General features: G+C 70.3%; 18 protein-coding genes. 10 read left to right on the top strand and 8 right to left on the bottom strand.

What is annotated here, in order from left to right:
- Window positions 1-105 precede the first annotated feature (105 nt).
- Together JJ683_RS11635 and JJ683_RS11630 are read left to right on the top strand one after the other, a co-directional pair.
- A complete protein-coding gene (locus JJ683_RS11635; protein WP_200174270.1) occupies window positions 106-999 on the top strand; it encodes a metal-dependent hydrolase in 894 nt (297 codons plus the stop codon).
- An 80-nt stretch (window positions 1,000-1,079) separates the two neighbouring features.
- Entirely contained in the window at window positions 1,080-2,162 is a 1,083-nt protein-coding gene (locus JJ683_RS11630) for a PDR/VanB family oxidoreductase (protein WP_307810881.1), read from the top strand.
- A gap of 135 nt (window positions 2,163-2,297) precedes the next feature.
- Here the strand turns inward: JJ683_RS11630 and JJ683_RS11625 are convergent, their stop codons facing one another.
- The 4 genes from JJ683_RS11625 to hsaA all read right to left on the bottom strand — a co-directional run bounded on the left by JJ683_RS11625 (window position 2,298) and on the right by hsaA (window position 6,145).
- Window positions 2,298-3,248: an alpha/beta hydrolase gene (locus tag JJ683_RS11625; RefSeq protein WP_200174316.1), complete on the bottom strand. Its 951-nt coding sequence runs from the start codon at window positions 3,246-3,248 to the stop codon at window positions 2,298-2,300.
- A gap of 215 nt (window positions 3,249-3,463) precedes the next feature.
- Window positions 3,464-4,033, bottom strand: coding sequence for a 3-hydroxy-9,10-secoandrosta-1,3,5(10)-triene-9,17-dione monooxygenase reductase subunit (hsaB, locus tag JJ683_RS11620; protein ID WP_200174268.1), 570 nt, complete (start codon window positions 4,031-4,033; stop codon window positions 3,464-3,466).
- Between the two features lie 2 nt (window positions 4,034-4,035).
- The gene (gene hsaC, locus JJ683_RS11615; RefSeq protein ID WP_200174267.1) at window positions 4,036-4,944 is read right to left on the bottom strand and encodes an iron-dependent extradiol dioxygenase HsaC; all 909 of its coding nucleotides are present in this window, start codon (window positions 4,942-4,944) and stop codon (window positions 4,036-4,038) included.
- 43 nt (window positions 4,945-4,987) lie between these two features.
- Window positions 4,988-6,145, bottom strand: coding sequence for a 3-hydroxy-9,10-secoandrosta-1,3,5(10)-triene-9,17-dione monooxygenase oxygenase subunit (gene hsaA, locus JJ683_RS11610; protein WP_372435291.1), 1,158 nt, complete (start codon window positions 6,143-6,145; stop codon window positions 4,988-4,990).
- Window positions 6,146-6,501: 356 nt separating this feature from the next.
- Between hsaA and JJ683_RS11605 the strand changes: the two genes are divergently transcribed.
- From JJ683_RS11605 to JJ683_RS11590, 4 genes are read left to right on the top strand one after another with little or no spacing between them, the layout of a single operon-like run.
- On the top strand, window positions 6,502-7,704 hold the full coding sequence (locus JJ683_RS11605; protein ID WP_200174266.1) for a 3-ketosteroid-9-alpha-monooxygenase, oxygenase component: 1,203 nt from the start codon (window positions 6,502-6,504) through the stop codon (window positions 7,702-7,704).
- Window positions 7,705-7,709: 5 nt separating this feature from the next.
- Window positions 7,710-8,102 (top strand): hypothetical protein, encoded by a 393-nt coding sequence (locus tag JJ683_RS11600; RefSeq protein WP_200174264.1) that lies wholly within the window; start codon window positions 7,710-7,712, stop codon window positions 8,100-8,102.
- Between the two features lie 6 nt (window positions 8,103-8,108).
- On the top strand, window positions 8,109-9,257 hold the full coding sequence (locus JJ683_RS11595; RefSeq protein ID WP_200174261.1) for a ferredoxin--NADP reductase: 1,149 nt from the start codon (window positions 8,109-8,111) through the stop codon (window positions 9,255-9,257).
- 28 nt (window positions 9,258-9,285) lie between these two features.
- A complete protein-coding gene (locus JJ683_RS11590; protein WP_200174260.1) occupies window positions 9,286-10,887 on the top strand; it encodes an acyl-CoA synthetase in 1,602 nt (533 codons plus the stop codon).
- On the opposite strand, the gene JJ683_RS11585 is transcribed toward JJ683_RS11590, so the two are convergent.
- Window positions 10,871-11,845: an HTD2 family dehydratase gene (locus JJ683_RS11585; protein WP_200174259.1), complete on the bottom strand. Its 975-nt coding sequence runs from the start codon at window positions 11,843-11,845 to the stop codon at window positions 10,871-10,873. The two genes, JJ683_RS11590 and JJ683_RS11585, sit on opposite strands and share 17 nt — an antisense overlap.
- The gene (locus JJ683_RS11580; RefSeq protein ID WP_200174258.1) at window positions 11,842-13,089 is read right to left on the bottom strand and encodes a CaiB/BaiF CoA transferase family protein; all 1,248 of its coding nucleotides are present in this window, start codon (window positions 13,087-13,089) and stop codon (window positions 11,842-11,844) included. The genes JJ683_RS11585 and JJ683_RS11580 overlap by 4 nt, the downstream gene beginning before the upstream one ends.
- 333 nt (window positions 13,090-13,422) lie before the next feature.
- On the opposite strand from JJ683_RS11580, the gene kstD reads away from it, so the two are divergent.
- Complete coding sequence (gene kstD, locus JJ683_RS11575) at window positions 13,423-15,129, top strand: 3-oxosteroid 1-dehydrogenase (RefSeq protein WP_200174257.1); 1,707 nt, start codon at window positions 13,423-13,425, stop codon at window positions 15,127-15,129.
- Window positions 15,119-15,982: an enoyl-CoA hydratase ChsH3 gene (gene chsH3 / locus JJ683_RS11570; RefSeq protein ID WP_200174253.1), complete on the top strand. Its 864-nt coding sequence runs from the start codon at window positions 15,119-15,121 to the stop codon at window positions 15,980-15,982. Before kstD ends, chsH3 begins: the two co-directional genes overlap by 11 nt.
- A 327-nt stretch (window positions 15,983-16,309) precedes the next feature.
- On the opposite strand, the gene JJ683_RS11565 is transcribed toward chsH3, so the two are convergent.
- Window positions 16,310-16,762 (bottom strand): RrF2 family transcriptional regulator, encoded by a 453-nt coding sequence (locus JJ683_RS11565; protein ID WP_200174252.1) that lies wholly within the window; start codon window positions 16,760-16,762, stop codon window positions 16,310-16,312.
- A 62-nt stretch (window positions 16,763-16,824) separates the two neighbouring features.
- Between JJ683_RS11565 and JJ683_RS11560 the strand changes: the two genes are divergently transcribed.
- Window positions 16,825-17,814 (top strand): sulfite exporter TauE/SafE family protein, encoded by a 990-nt coding sequence (locus JJ683_RS11560; RefSeq protein ID WP_200174251.1) that lies wholly within the window; start codon window positions 16,825-16,827, stop codon window positions 17,812-17,814.
- A gap of 106 nt (window positions 17,815-17,920) precedes the next feature.
- On the opposite strand, the gene JJ683_RS11555 is transcribed toward JJ683_RS11560, so the two are convergent.
- Window positions 17,921-18,769, bottom strand: coding sequence for a mycofactocin-coupled SDR family oxidoreductase (locus JJ683_RS11555; protein ID WP_200174250.1), 849 nt, complete (start codon window positions 18,767-18,769; stop codon window positions 17,921-17,923).
- Window positions 18,770-19,273: 504 nt separating this feature from the next.
- Here JJ683_RS11555 and JJ683_RS11550 point away from each other — a divergent pair.
- The gene (locus tag JJ683_RS11550) at window positions 19,274-19,978 is read left to right on the top strand and encodes a DUF998 domain-containing protein (protein WP_200174249.1); all 705 of its coding nucleotides are present in this window, start codon (window positions 19,274-19,276) and stop codon (window positions 19,976-19,978) included.
- Window positions 19,979-20,146: the final 168 nt, after the last annotated feature.

Below are 20,146 nucleotides of genomic sequence, written 5' to 3'. Positions count from 1 at the left end.
TGCGCGTCAGCGCTTTCCCATCCACCGCAAGTGTCGTATCGTCGAGGCATACACGTTACGTTCAGTCACATACATGAGCATGACAGGGATCACGGGAGGCTATCGATGGCGGACGAGACGAGCACCCGCGCCCCGGGCCGGGTCGAGTTGTGCGCGCGCAACGTCGAGCACGACTGGTCGCGCACGCCGCTGAACTGGATTCCCGGCGACCCCGTCGCGTCGCACGCCATCGGTGCGCTGAACTTCCTGCTCCCGGAGGGCGAGCGCATGTTCTGCGCCACCTTCCACGAACTGCTTCCGCTCATCGGCGACGAGGCCCTGCGCCGCGATGTGCTGGGTTTCATCGGTCAGGAGTCGATGCACGCCGAGACGCACGAAGCCGTGCTGCATCAGGTCTACGGGGCCCGCGGCATCGACCCGGCGCCGCTGATCCGACAGTCCGAGTTCCTGTTCCGCGTCGTCGTCGGTCCCCGTCCGGGCCAGAGCCCCCGCCGCGCGCGGCAGCATCTGATCGAGCGCGCGGCGCTGATCGGCGGACTTGAGCACCTGTTCGCCTTCCTCGGCGACTGGATCCTCAACGCACCGCTCGAGGAACACGGCGCCGACCCCCAGATGCTGGACCTGTTCCGCTGGCACGGCGCGGAGGAGGTCGAGCACCGCAACGTGGCGCACGACGTCGTCGCCTACGTGGGCGTCGGCTACGTGCGGCGCAACATCGCGATGGTCGTCGGCGTGGGCGCGCTGCTCGTCCTCATCCTGCGCAACACCCGGTACCTCGTCCGGACCGACCCGGAGCTCCCCACCATGGGTTACCTGCGGATCGGCCGGCGGTTGGCGAGGTCGATGCGGCGCGGCACGTTCCCCCGCATCCCCCGGCTGCTCCGGAGCGCCGCGATCTGCCTGGCCCCCGGGTACTCCCCCGAATCCGTCGGCGACACCGCGCAGGCGCTCGCCTACCTCGCCGCGTCCCCGTCCGCCCGCGCGGCGGCGCAGATCTGATGCGCGCCCGCCACGCCCTTGGCCGCGTCCCTCGCCCGCAAGCCCCGCCCAGCCTCAACGGCCACGCTCACGTCGACCGCGTGCTGAGCACTCTCGACACGGCCATCGGCGCCTACATCTGGGCGTCCGGCTCGGCGCCGCGCGTATCGCGCACCGGCCTGAAGGACGACGGCACGCTCGAGCTCGTCGTGGCCCGCCGCCGCGTGGTGGCGCACGACCGGAACGTGGTCGAACTGACGCTCACGGCAGCCGACGACGCCCCGCTGCCGGAATGGCACCCCGGCGCCCACATCGACGTGCACCTGCCTTCCGGCCGCCGGCGCCAATACTCGCTGTGCGGGGACCCGGACGACCGCGGTTGCTACCGCATCGCCGTCCGCCTGATACCCGACGGCGACGGCGGCTCGCTCGAGGTGCACACGACGCTCACCGAGGACGCCCCCGTGACCGTCTCCGGCCCGCGAAATGCGTTCACGTTCGTCGCCCCCGGCCGCGGGTCGAAAGCCGAGCGGCTGCGGCTCATCGCCGGCGGCATCGGCATCACCCCGATCCTGCCGATGGCCCGCATGGCCGACGCGTTGGGCATCGACTGGTCGATGGTGCACACCGGCCGCAGCCGCGACGCCTTGCCGTTCGCCGCTGAGGTGGCCGCGTTGGGCCCGCGGGCGCGCGTCCGCACCGACGACGCCGACGGCCTACCCGATGCCGCGGATCTGTTGGGGCCCTGCGCGACCGGCGCCTCGGGCGACGACCGGTCCTCGGGCATCCCGGAGGTCACGACCGCCGTCTACTGCTGCGGCCCGCCGCCGATGGTCGCCGGGATACTCGACGCCCTGCGCACCCGGACCGACGTCGAGTTCCACTGCGAACGGTTCGCGGCGCCCGCGGTCGCCGACGGCGCACCGTTCAGCGTGGAACTCGCGAGGTCCGGCCGCACCATCGAGGTGCCCGCGGACCGCACCGTGCTGTCGGCCGTGCTCGACGAGCTGCCGGACACCGCGTACTCGTGCCGGCAGGGGTACTGCCGCACCTGCAAAGTCACGGCGCTTTCCGGGTGCGTCGACCATCGTGACAGCGTCCTCACCGCCGCCGAGCGCGAGCGCGGCGAGATGCTCATCTGCGTGTCACGGTGCACCGACGACAGGCTGCGCCTGGACCTGTGACGGGGAGTTTCACCGGAGAGCCGCGCACCGGTTCACCGGGCTCTCCCCCGCGCTACGCGCCTGTTGTGACGACACGCCGGGACACACGCACGCGAGGAGAGTCGGCGCGCGCCGCGCGGTCTGACCAGCAGTCCCCTACGCGCAGCGCCCGTCGTCTGCGTCCGCCTCCATCGAGCGCCCCTCCACCGCCCTGCGCGCGAACTCGACGGAGAGCCGGACGATCTCCCGCGCCTCGGGCAGCCTGGCACCGACGGCCGGGAACGCGTGCACCTGCCCCACCCACAGGTGCGTCTCGACGGGGATCCCCGCATCGTGAAGCCGCTGGGTCATCACCTCGACGCCGGGCCGCAGCAGCTCGTACTCAGCTGCGGAGAGGAACACCGGAGGGAACAGCGCGGGGTCGACGTCGACAGGCGACTGCTCGCCCTCGATCGTGTCGGGCCCGTCCAGCCACCGCTCGCGCAGCTTCTCCAGCGGGCGCGTCGGCAGGTACGCGTCGCGGCGGAAGTACCCGGGGTCGTTCTCGCCCAGAACGAGGTCGAGCAGCGGCGAATAGCCGAACACCGCGGCCGGGCGACGGATCGAACGCAACGCCGCGATCTCGGCGACCTTCATCGCCAGGTATCCCCCGGCCGAGTCGCCGCCCACGATGACGTGGGCCGGGTCCTCCACAGATTCCAGCAGCGCCGTGTACGCCGTCACCGCATCGGCCACCGAGGCGGACACCGGCCCTGCGGGGAGCTGGCGGTATTCCACGGAGTAGACGGGCACGCCCGCGGTCTTGGCGAGCAGCGCGCACACGCCCCGGTGCGTCGACGGCCCGCCGAACAGGAACGCCCCGCCGTGCAGGTAGAGCACCACTCCCCCTGCCAACGCATCGGTCGCGGGAGTGCGCGGCGTCGTCCGCTCGCAGCGCACCCCGCCCAGCAGCACGTCGGTGATGTCGGCCCCCGCCGGGTGCGGGATCCGGGACTCCGCCCAGTGGTCGGCCCGTTCGATGACGTCGATACCGCGCTCGGTCATCGGCCAGAACGTCATCACCGGCTTGACCGCGACACGCGCCAGTCGGCGGATGCGCTTCGCCATCCGGCTCTGCGTCCAATGCCAGGTGAACGGTGCGGTGGCAGTGGAGACCGTGAGCGCGCGTGCCCCGCCCACCGGTGGATCCTGTTCATCGTTTCCCCGCGCAGTGACCATGGTTCCACGCTAAGCCACCGCGCGGATCTGACTGTGACCCGGGGTACCGGCGTGGAGCGGCCCGGCCGCGTCTTCGCAGCCGGGCCGCCATCGCCGTTACGTGGTCAGAGCCAGGTGTCGTTGGTGCCGGCGGTGAACAGGAACTCTTCGAGGTCCGCGCGCCACGGCGCGGGCACGGACTTGTCCGGCTCGATCCCCGTGTACTGCCCCCGGTAGAACAGCAGGGGCTTGTCGGGCTCCCCCGTGCCGAAGGCCTGCACCCGGCCGAACACCACGTGGTGGTCGCCGCCGTCGACGACTTTCTCCACCGTGCAGTCGATCCAGGCTAGCTCGCCGTCGAGGATCGGCATGCCGCCCGGCGAGCGGTGCCAGTCCACCGAGGCGAACTTGTCCGGGTTGCGCGATCCGAACACCGCGCACGCGTCCTGCTGGTCCTCGGCGAGGATGGTCACGCCGAAGCGCCCGGCCGCCTCGATGGCGTTCCACGACCGCGAGGTCTTCATGGGGCAGAAGAGCACCATCGGCGGGTCGAGGGACAGGGAGCTGAAGGACTGGCAGGCGAAACCCACCGGCGCCTCGTCGGACATCGTCGAGATGATAGTGATGCCGGTGGCGAAGTTGCCGATGAGGTTGCGCAGCGCCCTGCCGTCGATTTCCGCGGGTGCGTCCGTCATGTCTACTTGCGTCCAATCGAGAAGTCGTGGCCCCAGAGGCTGACCGCGGTGCTTTCGCGCGCGATCCAGTCCTCGTCATTTTCCACCTGCAGACCTTCGCAGCCGAACTCGAGGTCGAATCCGCCTGGCGTCTTCATGTAGAACGACAGCATCTGGTCGTTGACGTGGCGCCCCAGCGACGCGGCCATCGGCACCTTGCGGCGGTCGGCACGGTCCAGGCAGAGGCCGACGTCGTCGCTGTTCTCCACCTCCAGCATCAAGTGCACGATGCCGGTGGGGTACATGCCCTTGATGGGCGCGAAGGCCAGACTGTGGTGGCGCGGGTTGACGCCGAGGAACCGCAGCCACACCGGATCGTGATCGGCCGGGAGGCCGGCCACCTGCGGGGGCAGGCGGAACGAGTCGCGCAGGTTGAAGCCCAGCACGTCGCGGTAGAACTTCAGGTCGGCGGCGTCGTCGTCGGTGGCGAGCACCACGTGCCCCAGTCCCTGGTCGCCGGTGACGAACTTGTGCCCGTACGGGCTGACCACGCGGCGGTGCTGCAACGCCACCTGGCAGAAGATCTCCAGGGTGTAGCCGGTGGCGTCGTGGGTCTTGATCATGTCGACCACGCGACGCTCGGCGAGCTCCTCCGGTGTGGCCTCCTCGAAGTCCCATCCGGCCGCGGTGAGGCGGTCGCGGATGTCCTGCAGCCCCGCCTCGTTGGCGCACTCCCAGCCGATCGACGCGACGTGCTCGCGCTCACCGGGGATGATGACCAGGCGCGCGGGAAAGTCGTCCATGCGCAGGTACAGGTTGTTCTCGTCGGCGCCCTTGCCCTCGACCATGCCGAGCACCTTGAGGCCGTACTCGCGCCAGGCCTCGATGTCGGTGGTCTCGATACGCAGGTATCCCAGCGCACGGATGCTCATCGCGTTCGTCTCCTCGGTTGTCTCGGTGTCCGGGCGTCCCGGATCAGACCATGCTGTCGTTGACCGGCAGGCCGAACTCGGCGCCGCCGTACATCATGTACGCGCGTTCCGCGTCGTTGGCCGCGTGCACCCGGCCCGCGTGCGCGTCCCGCCAGAGCCGCTGAATCACCGTGCCGGACTGCAGGGCCGTGGCGCCGGACGATTCGAAGAGCCGGTCGATCGACGCGATGGCCCGCGCGGTGGCCCGCACCTGGTCGCGGCGCGCCGCCAGGCGCATGCCCATCGACACCTTCTCGCCGCCGAGCACGCACGCGTACTCGTCGGCGAGGTTGCCGGACAGCTGGCGCCAGGCCGCGTCGATGTCGCTGGCGGCCTCCGCCACGCGGACCTTCGCGAACGGGTCATCCTTCGCCTGCTCCCCCGCGTAGGCGGCCCGCACGCGCGTCCCCTGGTGCTCCACGTGCGCGTCGTAGACGCCGTAGGCCATGCCGACGATGGGCGTGGAAATCACGGTGGGGTGGATGGTCCCCCACGGCATGCGGTAGAGCGGCGCCGTGTTGACGTCGAGGCCCGGCGCGGCGTAATCGGTCATCTGCTTGAAGCTCAGGGCGCGGTGCGCCGGCACGAACGCGTCCTCCACGACGAGGGTGTTGGACCCGGTGCCCTTGAGCCCCACCACGTGCCAGACGTCGTCGATGTGGTAATCCGAGCGCGGGATCAAGTAGCTGACGAAGTCGACGGCCCGACCGTCTTTGATCACCGGACCGCCCACAACGGCCCAGTCGGCGTGCGCGCTGCCGGACGACCACGCCCACGCGCCGTTGACCTTGTAACCGCCGTCGACCACCTCGCCGGAGCCCATCGGGGCGTAGGAGGACGAGATACGCGCGTCCGGGTCGGCCCCCCACACGTCCTGCTGCGCCTGCTGCGGAAACAGGGCCAGATGCCAGTTGTGCACGCCGACGATGCCGGCGACCCATCCGGTGGATCCGCAGGCGCCGGCAAGGTCGCGCACCGCCGTGTAGAACGTGACCGGGTCGGATTCGAGGCCGCCCCACTGCTTGGGCTGCAACAGCCGGAAGAACCCGGCCTCCTGCAACTCGTCGATCGTCGCCTGCGGGAGCACCCGTAGTTCCTCGGCCTCGTCGGCCCGCGCACGGACGGCCGGGAGCATCGCGCGCACACGGCCGAGCACCTCCAGGGCGGCCGGATCCTGCCACGACGCGGCGTGCTCCCGCCGGATGCGCTCGTCGATTCCGCTCACCGTAGAACTCCCGTCTGTCGCCCGTTGTCCGCCCCGGCGGCGGGCCCGCGACCGGGCCAAGACTAGAACACGTTCTCATTCATGTCGAGCACCGCCTCAGCACACCGTTCCACATCCCGCCCCGTCGCACTCCGGGCCCACTGGTGGGTGGGACATTGCCTCAGGGCGTATGGTTTCTATAACCTGTTCTACTATGGTTCCGCCGTCCCCCGCGGAGGGGAACCGCCCTGCGCCCTGCCCGCCGTACCGGAGGACGCGAGAGCACCGCACTACCGGAGAAGGATGTGAGAGCGATGGCGACCACGGACACCACGGACCACGTCCGGCACATCGATGTCGGCGAGACGCCCGAGCGGTTCGCCCGCGGCTGGCACTGCCTGGGGCTGGCCAAGGACTTCCGCGACGGCGCACCGCATTCGGTGGAGGCGTTCGGCGGCAAGCTCGTCGTGTGGCAGGACACCCAGGGCGAGCTCAACGTGCTCGACTCGTACTGCCGGCACATGGGCGGCGACCTGTCCCAGGGCACGATCAAGGGCGACGAGATCGCCTGCCCGTTCCACGACTGGCGCTGGGGCGGCGACGGCAAGTGCAAGGACATCCCCTACGCCAAGCGCGTGCCCATGCGGGCACGCACCCAGGCCTGGCCCACGCTCGAGCGCAACGGGCAGCTGTTCGTGTGGAACGACCCCGAGGGCGGGGCGCCCGAGGACTACATCCCCGAGATCGAGGGCGTCGGCTCGGACGAGTGGACCCAGTGGACCTGGAACTCGATGGTCATCGACGGCTCCAACTGCCGCGAGATCGTCGACAACGTCGTGGACATGGCGCACTTCTTCTACATCCACTACGCCTTCCCGACGTACTTCAAGAACATCTTCGACGGCCAGGTCGCCTCGCAGTGGCTCACCACCAAGGGCAGGCCGGACATCGGCATGGCCTCGCAGTACGGCGGCGACACGCTGCTCGAGTCCGTGGCCGCCTACTACGGGCCTTCCTACATGATCAACCCGCTCACCAACGTCTACAGCGGGTTCAAGGTCGAGTCCGTACTGATCAACTGCCACTACCCCGTCACACAGGACTCGTTCGTGCTGATGTGGGGCGTCATGGTGAAGAAGCCCCAGGGCGTCACCGACGAGCTGGCCGACAAGCTGGCCGAGAAGTTCACCGAGGGCATCAGCGAGGGCTTCCTGCAGGACGTCGAGATCTGGAAGCACAAGTCGAAGATCGACAACCCGCTGCTGTGCGACAACGACGGTCCCGTCTACCAGATGCGCCGCTGGTACGAGCAGTTCTACGTCGCCAAGGCCGACGTCACCGACGAGATGACGCAGCGCTTCGAGTACGAGGTGGACACCACCAAGGCCAACGAGTACTGGGAGAAGGAGGTGGCCGAGAACCTCGAACGCATGCGCGCGGAGGAGGGCGCGGGCGGCGATGACGACGCCGGTCCGACCCCCGCCGAACAGGCCACCGGGCGTCAGGTGGAGGTCTGAGCGGGATGGCCGGCCGACAGGGCCCCGGCGCCGGCGGCTGGGCCAAGGCCCGTACCTTCACCGACCCCGCGGAGCGCGCGGCGTTGCACCGCGCAACCGACGAGGACCGGCGCCGCTACATGGTCGACGCGATGGTCCCCGTGGCCTGCGAACGCTGCGGCACCGAGGTGCTGGTGCGCAAGCTCACCGCGCAGCACACCAGCGTGCAATGGCAGGATGAGCCCGCTGCGACGTGCCCGCGTTTCGCCGAGTGGGCCGGCACGGACACCCCGACCGCCCTGCGGGACGGGTGCCCGGACCTGGACTCTTCGATAGTGCATGCTGTTCGGGCGGGCCGTGTCGAGGTGCCCGAAGAAGACGACCCGGCCGCCGGGTCAGCAGACACTATGAAGGACTGAACGAGGATGCCAGAGGCTCAACCCGCCAACGCGGACCCCAACCCGCAGGATGCAGGCCCGGACGACGCCGCAAGCGGCTCCGGCGTGCGGACAGCCGCGTCCGGGAGCGGACTCGTCGGCAGCCACGTGCATTCGTTGTCGTTGGCGCGCGTGATCGCGGAGACCGACGACGCCCGTTCGCTGGTCTTCGAGCTGCCCGAACCGCTCGCGAAGCGCTTCGACTACGCGCCCGGCCAGTTCCTCACGCTCCGCATCCCCAGCGACCTCACCGGGTCGGTGGCACGCAGCTACTCGCTGTCCAGCTCGCCGTTCACCGACGACGAGCTCACCGTCACGGTGAAGCGCACGGCGGACGGCTACGCGTCGAACTGGCTGTGCGACAACGCTGCGGCGGGGATGCAGGTGGACGTGCTGCAGCCGTCGGGCATGTTCGTGCCGAAGGATCTCGACCACGACCTGCTGCTCATCGCCGCGGGCAGCGGCATCACACCGGTCATCTCCATCCTCAAGTCGGCCCTGCGCAAGGGCAGCGCCAACGTGACGCTGCTCTACGCGAACCGGGACGAGAACTCGGTGATCTTCGCCGACCAGCTCCGGGAACTCGGCGAGCAGTACCCGGACCGCCTCACCGTGCTGCACTGGCTGCAGACGCTGCAGGGCCTGCCGTCGCGGGCGACGATCGCCGCGCTGGCCAAGCCGTTCGCCGACCGCGACGCCTTCATCTGCGGGCCCGGGCCGTTCATGTCCGCCGCCGAGGGCGCGCTCAAGGAGGACCTCGCGATGCCGCACGCCCGCGTGCACATCGAGGTGTTCCAGTCGATCGAGGGCGACCCGTTCGCCGAGATCGTCGTCGAGGAGTCCGACGAAGACGCGGCCGACAACGCCTCCGTCGAGGTCACTCTCGACGGCGAAACCTACGAGTACTCGTGGCCGCGCAACACCAAGTTGCTGGACCTGCTGTTGAGCAAGGGCCTGGACGCGCCGTTCTCGTGCCGCGAGGGCGCCTGCAGCGCGTGCGCCTGCATGGTCCTCGAGGGCGAGGTCGAGATGATCACCAACGAGGTGCTCGAACCCGAGGACATTGAAGAGGGCATCTACCTGGGGTGCCAGTCACTGCCGAAGTCCGACCACGTGAAGGTCTCCTACGACGAGTAGCCGTCACACGATGAGAGATGGGTAGTCCATGAATCTTGCCGACATCTTCGAGGCGCTGGCCGACAAGCTCGACGACCGCGAGGCGCTGGTCTTCGAAGACAAGCGGCTCACCTTCGCGCAGCTCGACCGCGAGTCGAATCGCCTGGCGCACGCCATCGCCGCCACCGGCATCGACACCGGCGCACACATCGCGATGCACATGCGCAACAGCGTCGAGTACATCGAGTCGGTGATCGGCGCGCTGAAGGTCCGCATGGTGCCGGTGAACATCAACTACCGCTACACCGAGGCCGAGCTGGCCTACCTGTACACCAACTCGCGCTCGGCGCTGCTCATCGTCGACGAGGAGTTCGCCCCGCTGGTGGCGCACGTCGTACCGGACTGCCCGGACCTCAAGGCCGTCCTCGTCGTCGGCACGCCCACGGCCGAGCTGGCCGACACCTGCGCCGCGGCAGGCGTCGCGGTGCGCGCACTGTCCGAGGCGCTGGCGGAGGCCGGCGACGAGCGCGACTTCGCGCCGCGCAGCGCCGACGACCGCTTCATCATCTACACCGGCGGCACCACCGGGCACCCCAAGGGCGTCGTCTGGCGGCAGGAGGACTTCTACTACGCCGCGCTCTCCGGCGGCAACCCGTACGGCGACCCGCACCACACCACCGACGCGCTCACCGAGGCCGCCGCGAACTTCCCGCAGCTCACCATCCTGGTGACGGCCCCGCTGATGCACGGCGCGGCGATGTACTCGCTGTTCCAAATGTTCTTCATCGGCGCCCGCCAGGTGCTCATGCGCAACTTCGACCATGTCGGGGCGCTGGAGCTGACCGGGCGCGAGAAGATCCAGATCCTCATGATCGTCGGCGACGCGATGGGCGTTCCGCTGGTGGACGAGCTGGTTGCGCAACCCGACAAGTACGACGTCTCCTCGCTGTTCTCCGTCGCCTCCGGCGGCGCCATCTGGTCGCAGTCCTCGCGGGCCAAGCTCCTCGAGGTGCTGCCGAACCTGCTCATCCGCGACAGCTTCGGGGCCTCGGAGTCCGGCGCGGACGGCGTGGTGAACATGGACGAGGAGGGCGTGCTGCGGCTGCAGGCCGGCGAGCACACCATCGTCGTCGACGAACTGCTCGACCCCATCGCCCCCGGATCCGACCAGATCGGCTACCTCGCGCGGCGGGGCAACGTGCCGCTGGAGTACTTCGGCGACGAGGCCAAGTCGCGTGCGACCTTCCCGGTCAAGGACGGTGTGCGCTTCTCCGTGCTCGGCGACATGGCCAAGGTGGACGCCGACGGGTCGATCATCGTGCTCGGCCGCGGCTCCGGCTGCATCAACACCGGCGGCGAGAAGGTCTTCCCCGAAGAGGTCGAGCAGGCGCTCAAGAGCCACCCGGCCATCCTCGACACCCTCGTCGCCGGCGCGCCCGACCCCAAGTTCGGGCAGTCGGTGGCCGCTGTGGTCCAGCTGCGCGACGGCTTCGACGAACCCACGCTGGAGGACGTGCGCACCCACCTCAAGCCGCTGCTCGCCGGCTACAAGGCGCCCCGGTCGATGGTGGTGGTGGACGCGATCCGCCGCTCGCCCAGCGGCAAGGCCGACTACCGCTGGGCCAAGGAGACCGTCACCGCGGCGGGCTGACCGCCCCCGCACCTGCTGCGGCGGCCCCCTCCCACGCCGCGTCGACGCGGATGCAGAGGCGGCCGCCCTGGCGCCCCTCGATCCGCACCGACCCCGGCTCCGCGCGGATCGGGCCGTCTCCGGGCCCGCCTGCGGGCTCGACGAAGTCGACCGGCGTCCCCGGGTAGGCCGTGGCGGTGAGGCGGTAGTCCACCCGGTCCGGGTATCGGCCGCCGACCCGCCGCGCCGCCTCTACGCCCTCGAGCGCCAGCAACGGCCCGTGCACCACCAGCCCCGGATGCCCCTCGACGCGCGTCGCATAGTCGCGGTCGTAGTGGATGCGGTGCGGGTTGTAGGTGAGTGCGCTGGTGAGCATCAGCAGCCGCTCGTCGGCGTCGAGCCGGACGATCGGAGCCGGCGCGCTCCCCGTTGAGCTGGTGCCCGCCGCGGACGCGTCGCCCACGCCCACGCGCACGGCCGCGGCGCTTGCCCCGGTGCCGCGTATGTCACCGGGCATGCGGTAGACGATGTCGCGCTCGTCCTCCACGCGCTGGCGCCCGTCGGCCTCGAACGCGTGGCGTTCGGTCACCAACAGCAGCCATCCACTGCGCCCGTGCCGCACCCGCACGGATCGGACGGCGCTGGTGCGGCGTACACGATCGCCGATGCCCAGCGGTTCGTGCACGACGATGCGCCCGCCGCCGAACATGCGGCGGCGCCGCGGGATCGGCGGCAGCAGCGGGCCGCCCAGCGGGTGCCCGTCCTCACCCAAGTCGGCGATGCGCGGGCGGTCGCGCAGGTACACCTCGTGCCATAGCGGCGGCAGCGCGCCCGTGTCCTCTGCGGGCGGGTCGGCGCCCAGCAGCGCGGCGAGGGCCGCGGCGGGCCAGGGCGCCAGCACCTCCTCGGCCACGGCGGGATCCGGCCGCCAGTGCTCAGCGATCTCCGTGAACACCGCGGGCGGCGTGCCGTCGGTCATTGCACCACTCCCCTTCCCCGGAGCTCGGCGATCCGTGCGTGTCCGAGACCGATCCCTGCGAGCACCTCGTCCGTCTGCTGCCCCAGCGCCGGCACGTCGCCCATGGCCGGTTCCGTGCCGGCTATGCCGATCGGCGGCAGCACCGCGTCCACCGGCCCCGCAGCCGTGCCCACCCTGCGCCACCGGCCACGCGCCGCCAGCTGCGGGTGCGCCACCGCGCCCGGCACGTCTCGCAGCCGCGCCGCCGCGATCCCCTCCCGCCCGAGCACGTCGAGCAGCGCCGCCGCCGTGAACGAGCGCGTGGCCTCCGCCACCGCCGCATCCACCTCCGCGCGCCGGCGCACGCGCTCGACGTTGGTGGCGTAGCGCTCGTCGTCGGCCATCCCGGGCCTGCCCAGTACCCGGGTGGCCAGCGCCCGCCAGCCGTCGTCGTTCTGCACGCCGATCAGCACCTCGCCGTCCGAAGTGGGGTACCCGTCGTAGGGCGCGATCGACGGGTGCGCCACGCCGGTGCGCGCGATCGGCGCCCCCGTGTACATGGTCGTGTACATCGGGTAGCCCATCCACTCGACGAGCGAATCGAACATCGACACCGACACCTGCGCCCCTTCACCCGTCCTCTCGCGGCGCAGCAGGGCGCAGAGAACGCCGGAGAAGGCGTACATGCCAGCGGCGATGTCGGCCGAGGGGATGCCGGTCTTCGCCGGCGCCTCCGGGGTGCCGGTGATGGACACCAGCCCGGCCTCCGATTGGACGAGCATGTCGTAGGCCTTGCGGTCGCGGTAGGGGCCGGCGTCGCCGTAGCCGGACATGTCGACGGTCACCAGCTCGGGCCGGCCCGCACGCAGGGGGTCGCCGCGCAGCGCCCCGGCCGCCAGGCCCAGGCGGTCCGACGCCCCCGGCGCCAGGTTCTGCACGAACACGTCCGCGCCGGCGACGAGTCGGCGCACCACGTCGAGGCCGTCCGGGTCCTTGATGTCCACGCCCACCGAATCCTTACCCCGGCCGAGCCAGACGAAGTGCGCCGCGAGCCCCTTGACCGCCGTGTCGTAGTGGCGGGCGAAGTCGCCGATGCCCGGCCGCTCGATCTTGATCACCCGCGCGCCCAGATCGGCCAGGTGCCGGGTGGCCAGCGGCGCCGCGACGGCCTGCTCCACCGCCACCACCGTCATGCCGTCGAGCGGGAGCAGGCCGCGCCGTCCGCCGCCGTCCCGCTCCCTGCCGCCCGGCTCCTTCGACTCCATTGTCCGGCTGCTCCCCTCCGGGCGCCTGCCATCCTGATCCGGATGCGGACGCACCCCTGCCAGTCTGGCACTCCGCGCCACCGGTCCGAGCACCGTTTCCTCGACTGCCGTCGGGATCCGACGCGCGGGCTGCACAGGAAGTGCGCGGCCCAAGTAAGGGGTGCGCGGGCCGTGCGGGAGGCCTGCGGGCGCGGTGGCCGAATGGCCCGCGCACCGGGCATATCCCGCCGACCGGTACCCGAATGTCGCGTCGGGGCCGGTCATGGGGCCAGAATCGGCGTCACAGGCATGGGCGCTGGCGGCGCTCCACGGCCATTCTATAACCTGTTCTACATGACCGAGCAGCAGTACGACATCGTGATCGTCGGAAGTGGCGGCGCCGGCATGACAGCCGGCCTGGCCGCCGCGAAGAACGGTCTCCGGGCCGTCATCATCGAGAAGGCCGAGAATTACGGCGGCTCCACCGCCCGCTCCGGCGGCGGCGTCTGGATCCCCAACAACGAGGTGCTGCGCCGCGACGGCGTCCAGGACACCCCGGAGGCGGCCCGGACCTACCTGCACTCCATCATCGGCGACACCGTCGATCCCGACCGCATCGACACCTACCTCGAACGCGGGCCTGAGATGCTCTCGTTCGTCCTCGCCAACTCCCCCCTGGAGCTGCGCTGGGTGACCAACTACTCCGACTACTACCCGGAGGCCCCGGGCGGACGTGCGGGCGGGCGCAGCGTCGAGCCCGTACCCTTCGACGGGCACAAGCTGGGCGAGGAGCTGAAGAACCTCGAACCCGACTACGTCAAGGCCCCGCCGAACTTCGTCATCACCCAGGCCGACTACAAGTGGCTCAACCTGCTTATGCGCCACCCGCGTGGGCCGGTGCAGGCGATGAAGGTGGGCCTCCGCTTCCTCGCGGCCAAGGCCCGCAAGAAGCACCTTCTCGTGCGCGGCCAGGCGCTCATGGCCGGTCTGCGCGGCGGGCTGCTGCAGGCGGGCGTGCCGATCCTGCTCAACACCGAACTCACCGACCTGGTCACCGAGGGCGACAAGGTCACCGGCGTCACGGTCCGCAAGGCCGACGGCACCGAGGAGACCATCGGGGCCCGGCTGGGCGTCATCCTCGCCTCCGGCGGCTTCGAGCACAACGCGGAGATGCGCCGCAAGTACCAGCGCGCGCCCATCGGCGCCGACTGGACCGTGGGCGCCAAGGCCAACACCGGCGCGGGCATCGAGGCCGCGATGCGCCTGGGCGCCGACCTGGGCTTCATGGAGGACTCCTGGTGGGGCCCGTCCATGCCGCTCACCGGCGGCCCGTGGTTCGCGCTGTCCGAGCGCAGCCTGCCCGGCTGCATCATCGTCAACGAGCGGGCCCAACGATTCGTCAACGAGTCCGCGCCCTACGTCGAGGCGACGCACGCGATGTACGGCGGCAAGTGGGGTCAGGGCGAGGGGCCGGGCGAGAACATCCCCGCCTGGCTCGTCCTCGACACGCGCTACCGCAACCGCTACTCGTTCGTCGGCATCCCACCGCGACAGAAGCTTCCGGGCCGCTGGTTCAAGTCGGGCGTCATCGTCAAGGCCGGCAGCATCACCGAACTGGCCGAGAAGATGGGCGTGCCCGCCGACGCGCTGCAGGACACCGTCACCACCTTCAACGGCTATGCCCGCGACGGCAGGGACCCGGATTTTCAGCGCGGCGAGAGCGCCTACGATCACTACTACGGCGACCCGCTCAACAAGCCGAACCCGTCGCTCGGTGAGATCGGCAAGCCGCCGTTCTACGCCATCAAGATGGTACCGGGCGATCTGGGCACCAAGGGGGGCGTCATGACCGACATCGCGGCACGGGTGCTCCGCAAGGACGGCAGCGCCATTGAAGGGCTGTACGCTTCCGGCAACTGCAGCTCGCCGGTCATGGGCCACACCTACGCCGGTCCCGGCGCCACCATCGGGCCGGGCATGACGTTCGGCTACCTCGCGGTGCTCGACCTGGTGGACAAGGACAACAAACGCAAGGCCGAGGAGGCTTCCCATGCCCATTGATCCGAACATCGCCGTCGGCGCGGAGCTACCCGCCCGGGAGTTCTCCTGGACCAGCTCCGACGTGCAGCTCTACCACCTCGGCGTGGGCGCGGGCTCTCGGCCGGTGGACCCCGCCGAGCTGCGATACCTGCGGGACGACGAATCCCAAGTGCTGCCCACCTTCGCCACCGTGGCCGCCACTTTCCACGCTTCGGAGCCGCCGAAGGTGCAGTTCCCGGGCGTCGACATCGATCTGGCGAAGGTGGTGCACGGCAGCCAGGAGGTGACCGTGCACCGGCCGATCCCCGCGAACGGCACCGGCCGCACCACCACGAAGATCGCCCAGGTGTGGGACAAGGGCAAGGCCGCCGTCATCGTCCAGGAAGCGGAGACCGTCGACGCCGACGGCAATGCGCTGTGGACGGCAAGGTCGTCGATCTTCGCGCGCGGCGAGGGCGGCTTCGGCGGCGAGCGCGGCCCCTCGACCAAGGTCGCGCTGCCGGATCGAGAGCCCGACGCCGTCGTCGACGCAGCGATCCTGCCTCAGCAGGCGCTGCTCTACCGGCTGTGCGGCGACCGCAACCCGCTGCACTCGGACCCGGAGTTCGCCAAGGCGGCCGGCTTCGACAAGCCGATCCTGCACGGCCTGTGCTCCTACGGCGTCACGTGCAAGACCGTCGTCGACACGATGCTCGGCAGCGACACCTCCAAGGTGAAGGGCTTCAAGGCGCGCTTCGCCGGCATCGTGTTCCCGGGCGAGACTCTGCGCGTGCGCATGTGGCGCGAGGGCGACGAGATCCTCGTCTCCGCCGTCGTCCCCGAGCGCGACGAGGCGCCCGCACTGGCGGACGTGGTACTCACCGTCGCGGGGTAAACCACCCGCACAGCGGCCGGGGCCCGTTTTCCGCACCACGCGGAGAACGGGCCCCGGCGCTTCCCCCGGGGCGCACTGCGCTTCCCCCGGGGCGCACTGCACGCCCTTGACGGCTGATCGCGCCCGAGCACGGCCGGCCGGTCGACGAGACCACTTCGACTGTGACCCGCTCCACTTCTACACCATTCCGATTGACATTGTGGTGTTCTCTCATGGAGGCTGTCACCTATGCACTCGGCCCCACTGACCCGTCGCCGCTGCGTGGACTTCATGCGGAGCACGTCCACCTGTTGTCGCCCCTAGCGCCGACACGCCCGCACGCGCTTTTCACCGCCTGTGCTGCACGCCGGGGTCGCCGAGCACCCTTACCACCGGATCAGGCAGTTCTCCTGACGCCAGATCGCCGAGCGTGACCGTCTCGAGTATCTGGCGTACCGCTCCCCTTGTCGCGATCCACACGTCGCGCAGCGGCGCGGTGGCCCCCGGGTAGTCGAGGTCCTCCGGTGCCGTCCCCGCGACGTCTGCCAACGGCCCCTCCACCGCGCGCAGCACATCCGCCACCGACACCTCGGCTGCCGGGCAGGCGAGCCGGTATCCACCGTCCCGCCCCCGTCTGCTTTCGACCAGCCGCGCCACCCGCAGCTCGTTGAGGATGTTCAGCAGGAACCGCGTGGGCATGCCCTGCCTGGCAGCGACGCCCTCGGCGGTGAGCAGCCCGTCCGCGGTGGCGAGCTCGATCATCGCGCGCACCGCGTAGTCGGCTTTCGACGTGATCCGCATACCGGACATTCTTCCGCATGCGGCCCCGCAACGATCGCTGCTATCGACTTGGGAGTCCCTCGATGCCCGGTTTCCTCCTCCTCGCCCTCGCCGGCCTCGCCGGCCAGCTCATCGACGGGGCATTGGGCATGGCCTTCGGGCTGACGTCGACGACGGTGCTGCTCACCGTCGGCGTCGCGCCGGCGGCCGCCTCCGCCAGCACCCACCTCGCCGAGATCGGCACCACGCTCGCCTCCGGCCTTTCGCACTCGGCGTTCGGCAACGTCGACTGGTCGAAGATCGCGTGGCTGGCGGTCCCCGGCGCCGTCGCCGCCTTCGCCGGGGCGACGTTCCTCACCGCGCTGCCCGCGTCCGCCGCGGCACCGGTGGTCGCCGTGATCCTGTTCGGCCTGGGTGCCTACATCCTCGCCCGCTTCGTGTTCCTGCGTTCGGGCTCCGTGCGGGTACGCCGTATCCGGCGGCGCTTCCTGGTGCCGCTGGCCGCGGTGGCGGGTTTCATGGACGCTATGGGCGGCGGCGGATGGGGCCCGGTCGGTTCCTCGATGCTGCTGGCCTCGGGCCGCATGGAGCCGCGCAAGGTGGTGGGCACGATGGCCGCCGCCGAGTTCCTGGTCACCGTCGGCGCAAGCGCGGGGTTTCTGTTGGGACTCTCGACCTCCGAGATCCCGTTCACCGTCGTCGCGGCGCTCCTGGTGGGCGGCGTGGTGGGGGCGCCATTGGCCGCCTGGGTGGTGCGGCTGCTACCTGCCCGCCTGATGGGAACCCTCGTCGGAGGACTCATCCTGTTGACGAACGCGCGGACCTTCCTCGACGCCGTCGGGCTCGGGCAGATCGCCGCCGCACCCGTCTACGCCGTGCTGGCCGCGGTGTGGCTTGCCGCGCTGGTCCACGTTCTGCGAGCGATCCGCCACGAGCGGACCCACGCCGACGCGGTCGATTCCGTAAGGGGCGACGCCGAAGGGGTCGACGGCGCGCGGCGTACTGACGAGGCCGAGCCTTCCGCCCAAGCCGTACCCAACGCAGACAGCCCCTCCCCCGTCCCGCAATCCTGAATCCGGCGGGCGGGCCGTGCGGCCCCCCGGCGTACAGGCCGCGGCCCCGGTGCAGAGGACGTGCACTCTGCACCGGGGGCGCGGCCGTGCCTGCGATGAGGTGCCGTCAGGCCGAGGTGCGCGCCGCTGCACCGGCGTCGACCGGGATGACGATGCCGGTCATGTGGGCGCTGGCCTCATCCGCGAGGAACATCACCGCGCGCGTCACCTCGAAGGGATCGAGGATGGCGATGGGCTGCGCGTGCAACTGCTGGAGTCGCGGGGCGACGTCGTCCCAGGTGGGATTCTCGATGTCCGGGCACACGACGTCGTAGAGCCGCTGGTTCTTCACCATCGGCGTGTCGATGTTGCCCGGCGCCACCGCGTTCACCGTCACGCCGGCCGCCGCGAGATCCTGGGCGACGGACTTGGTCATGCCGATGACGCCCCATTTGGACGCCGCGTATGCGGCCTGCCCCGGCGAGGAGCTGCGCCCCATCATCGACGACACGGTGACGATGCGTCCGTATCCGCGATCGGCCATGCCGGGTGACACGGCGGCGAGGGTGTTGAACACTCCGTGGAGGTTGGACCCGACGACGTCGTCCCAGATCTCCTGCGGAAAGTCGGTGATAGGCGACATGCCGGAGACGCCCGCGTTCGCGACAGCGATGTCGATGCGACCGAGCTCCTTCTCCCCGCGCGCGACGAGCGCTTCGAGCGCGCCGCGCTCACGCGTGTCGATCTTCTCGGCGACGACCTTGCGCCCGAGCGCCTCGACCTGACGGACGGTCTCCTCCAGGTCGTCCTCCGTCCCCAGCGGGTAGCCGACGCCGGGCTGGTCCGCACACCGGTCGCAGATCACGACGTCCGCCCCGCGTTCCGCGAAGGCGACCGCGTGTGTGCGGCCCTGTCCGCGGGCGGCACCGGTCACGAATGCGACCTTGCCGTCGAACCTGGAGTCCTCGATGCTCATCAATTCTCCCTCATCGTCCTCATCGTCAACACCTGCCGACGAGGCGACCCGCGCCGAGCGCTTCTCCACTGGTGGCGGCCACCCCGGTCGCCCCGACGCTAGACGCGAGTCACACCACTGTCGACCATGTCCGTCAACCAGCGGGATACCGAACCACGGCACCGGCCCGGCGCGTCGGAACGCCTGCGAAGCTGCGATGTCGCCGCGGGAACAACACATAGCCGCACCTACGTGTCCCACGTCGTCGTAGATTGGAAGTAAGCAGTTGCATGCGCGACGCAGCTTCTCCTCGCGGTATGGCGGCGTTGCAGTACGGGCACGTCGAGGCGGCCTGTCGCCGGGGCTGCCGACCGCGATCGGCGCCCCGCACGCGGTACGGTTCAGCGCGCCCCATCGAGAAGGGGGCCGGATGACCGACGCACGATGCACCATCGTCACCGGGCGACGTCCGCCCCGCGGCCCGGCACCCGGTGCCGTGGCCGGCCGGCAGTCCGGACTCCGGTGATGCTCGACTCCGTACAGCCACGGCCCGCCCCCGGACTCCGCCCGCCGCAGAACGGGCCGCCGCTCTGGGCCGCATGGGTGACGGCGTTCACACCGACTGTCCTCATCGTAGGCTGGATCGTCGCGGGAGCACTCCAGCCCCCCGAATACGACCCGATCCGTGAGACCATCAGTGTCCTGTCGGGCCTCGGCGCCGGGCACAGCTGGATCATGACCGCGGCGCTCTACTGCGTAGCGTTGTCGTATCTGGCCACCGCGGTGGGCCTGCACGGCGTGCACAGGTCTGCGCGCATGATCATCGCGTTCGGCGGCGTCGCAGGCCTGGGCGTGGCGTACTTTCCGCAACCCGCGAACGGCAGCACGTTCGATCACATGCTCTTTGCCGTGGCGGGCGCCGGCCTGCTCACCTTGTGGCCGTTCGTCATGGCCTACTGGCGCCCGTCGCTTCCGTTGCGGGGATCCGACGCGTCCGATTGGTCGCTACGGCAGCGACTCGTCAGCCGCGGGGGCCTCATCGTGGCCGGACTCGTCATCGCGTTGTCGGTACTCGCGTTGTATGTCGCCGCACAGATGGGCATGTACCTGGGGTTGGCCGAGCGGATCTGCACCGGCTTGCAGGCGTTGCTGCCCTTCCTCGTCGCCATCGGCTTGCGCCGGAGTGCGATGCTCGGCGATTCGGGAAGCGCCAGTACGCGCGCCTTGTAGCCGCCGTTGCGGCGTATCGTTGGCAAAGCTGCTCGTCGCGTGCGGCACCCACGCTCGGGCTTCGCGCGTGTGCAGGCCTGTCCGGATGTTCCAGAGACGTGTCGGGCCCGGCCCCCCGTAGGGGGCCGGGCCCGACACGTTTCCATCAACTATTTGTGCGGCAGTGAC

This window comes from Tomitella cavernea, assembly GCF_016599145.1.
GTDB lineage: Bacteria > Actinomycetota > Actinomycetes > Mycobacteriales > Mycobacteriaceae > Tomitella > Tomitella cavernae.
This window is presented reverse-complemented; position numbering and strand designations above follow the sequence as displayed.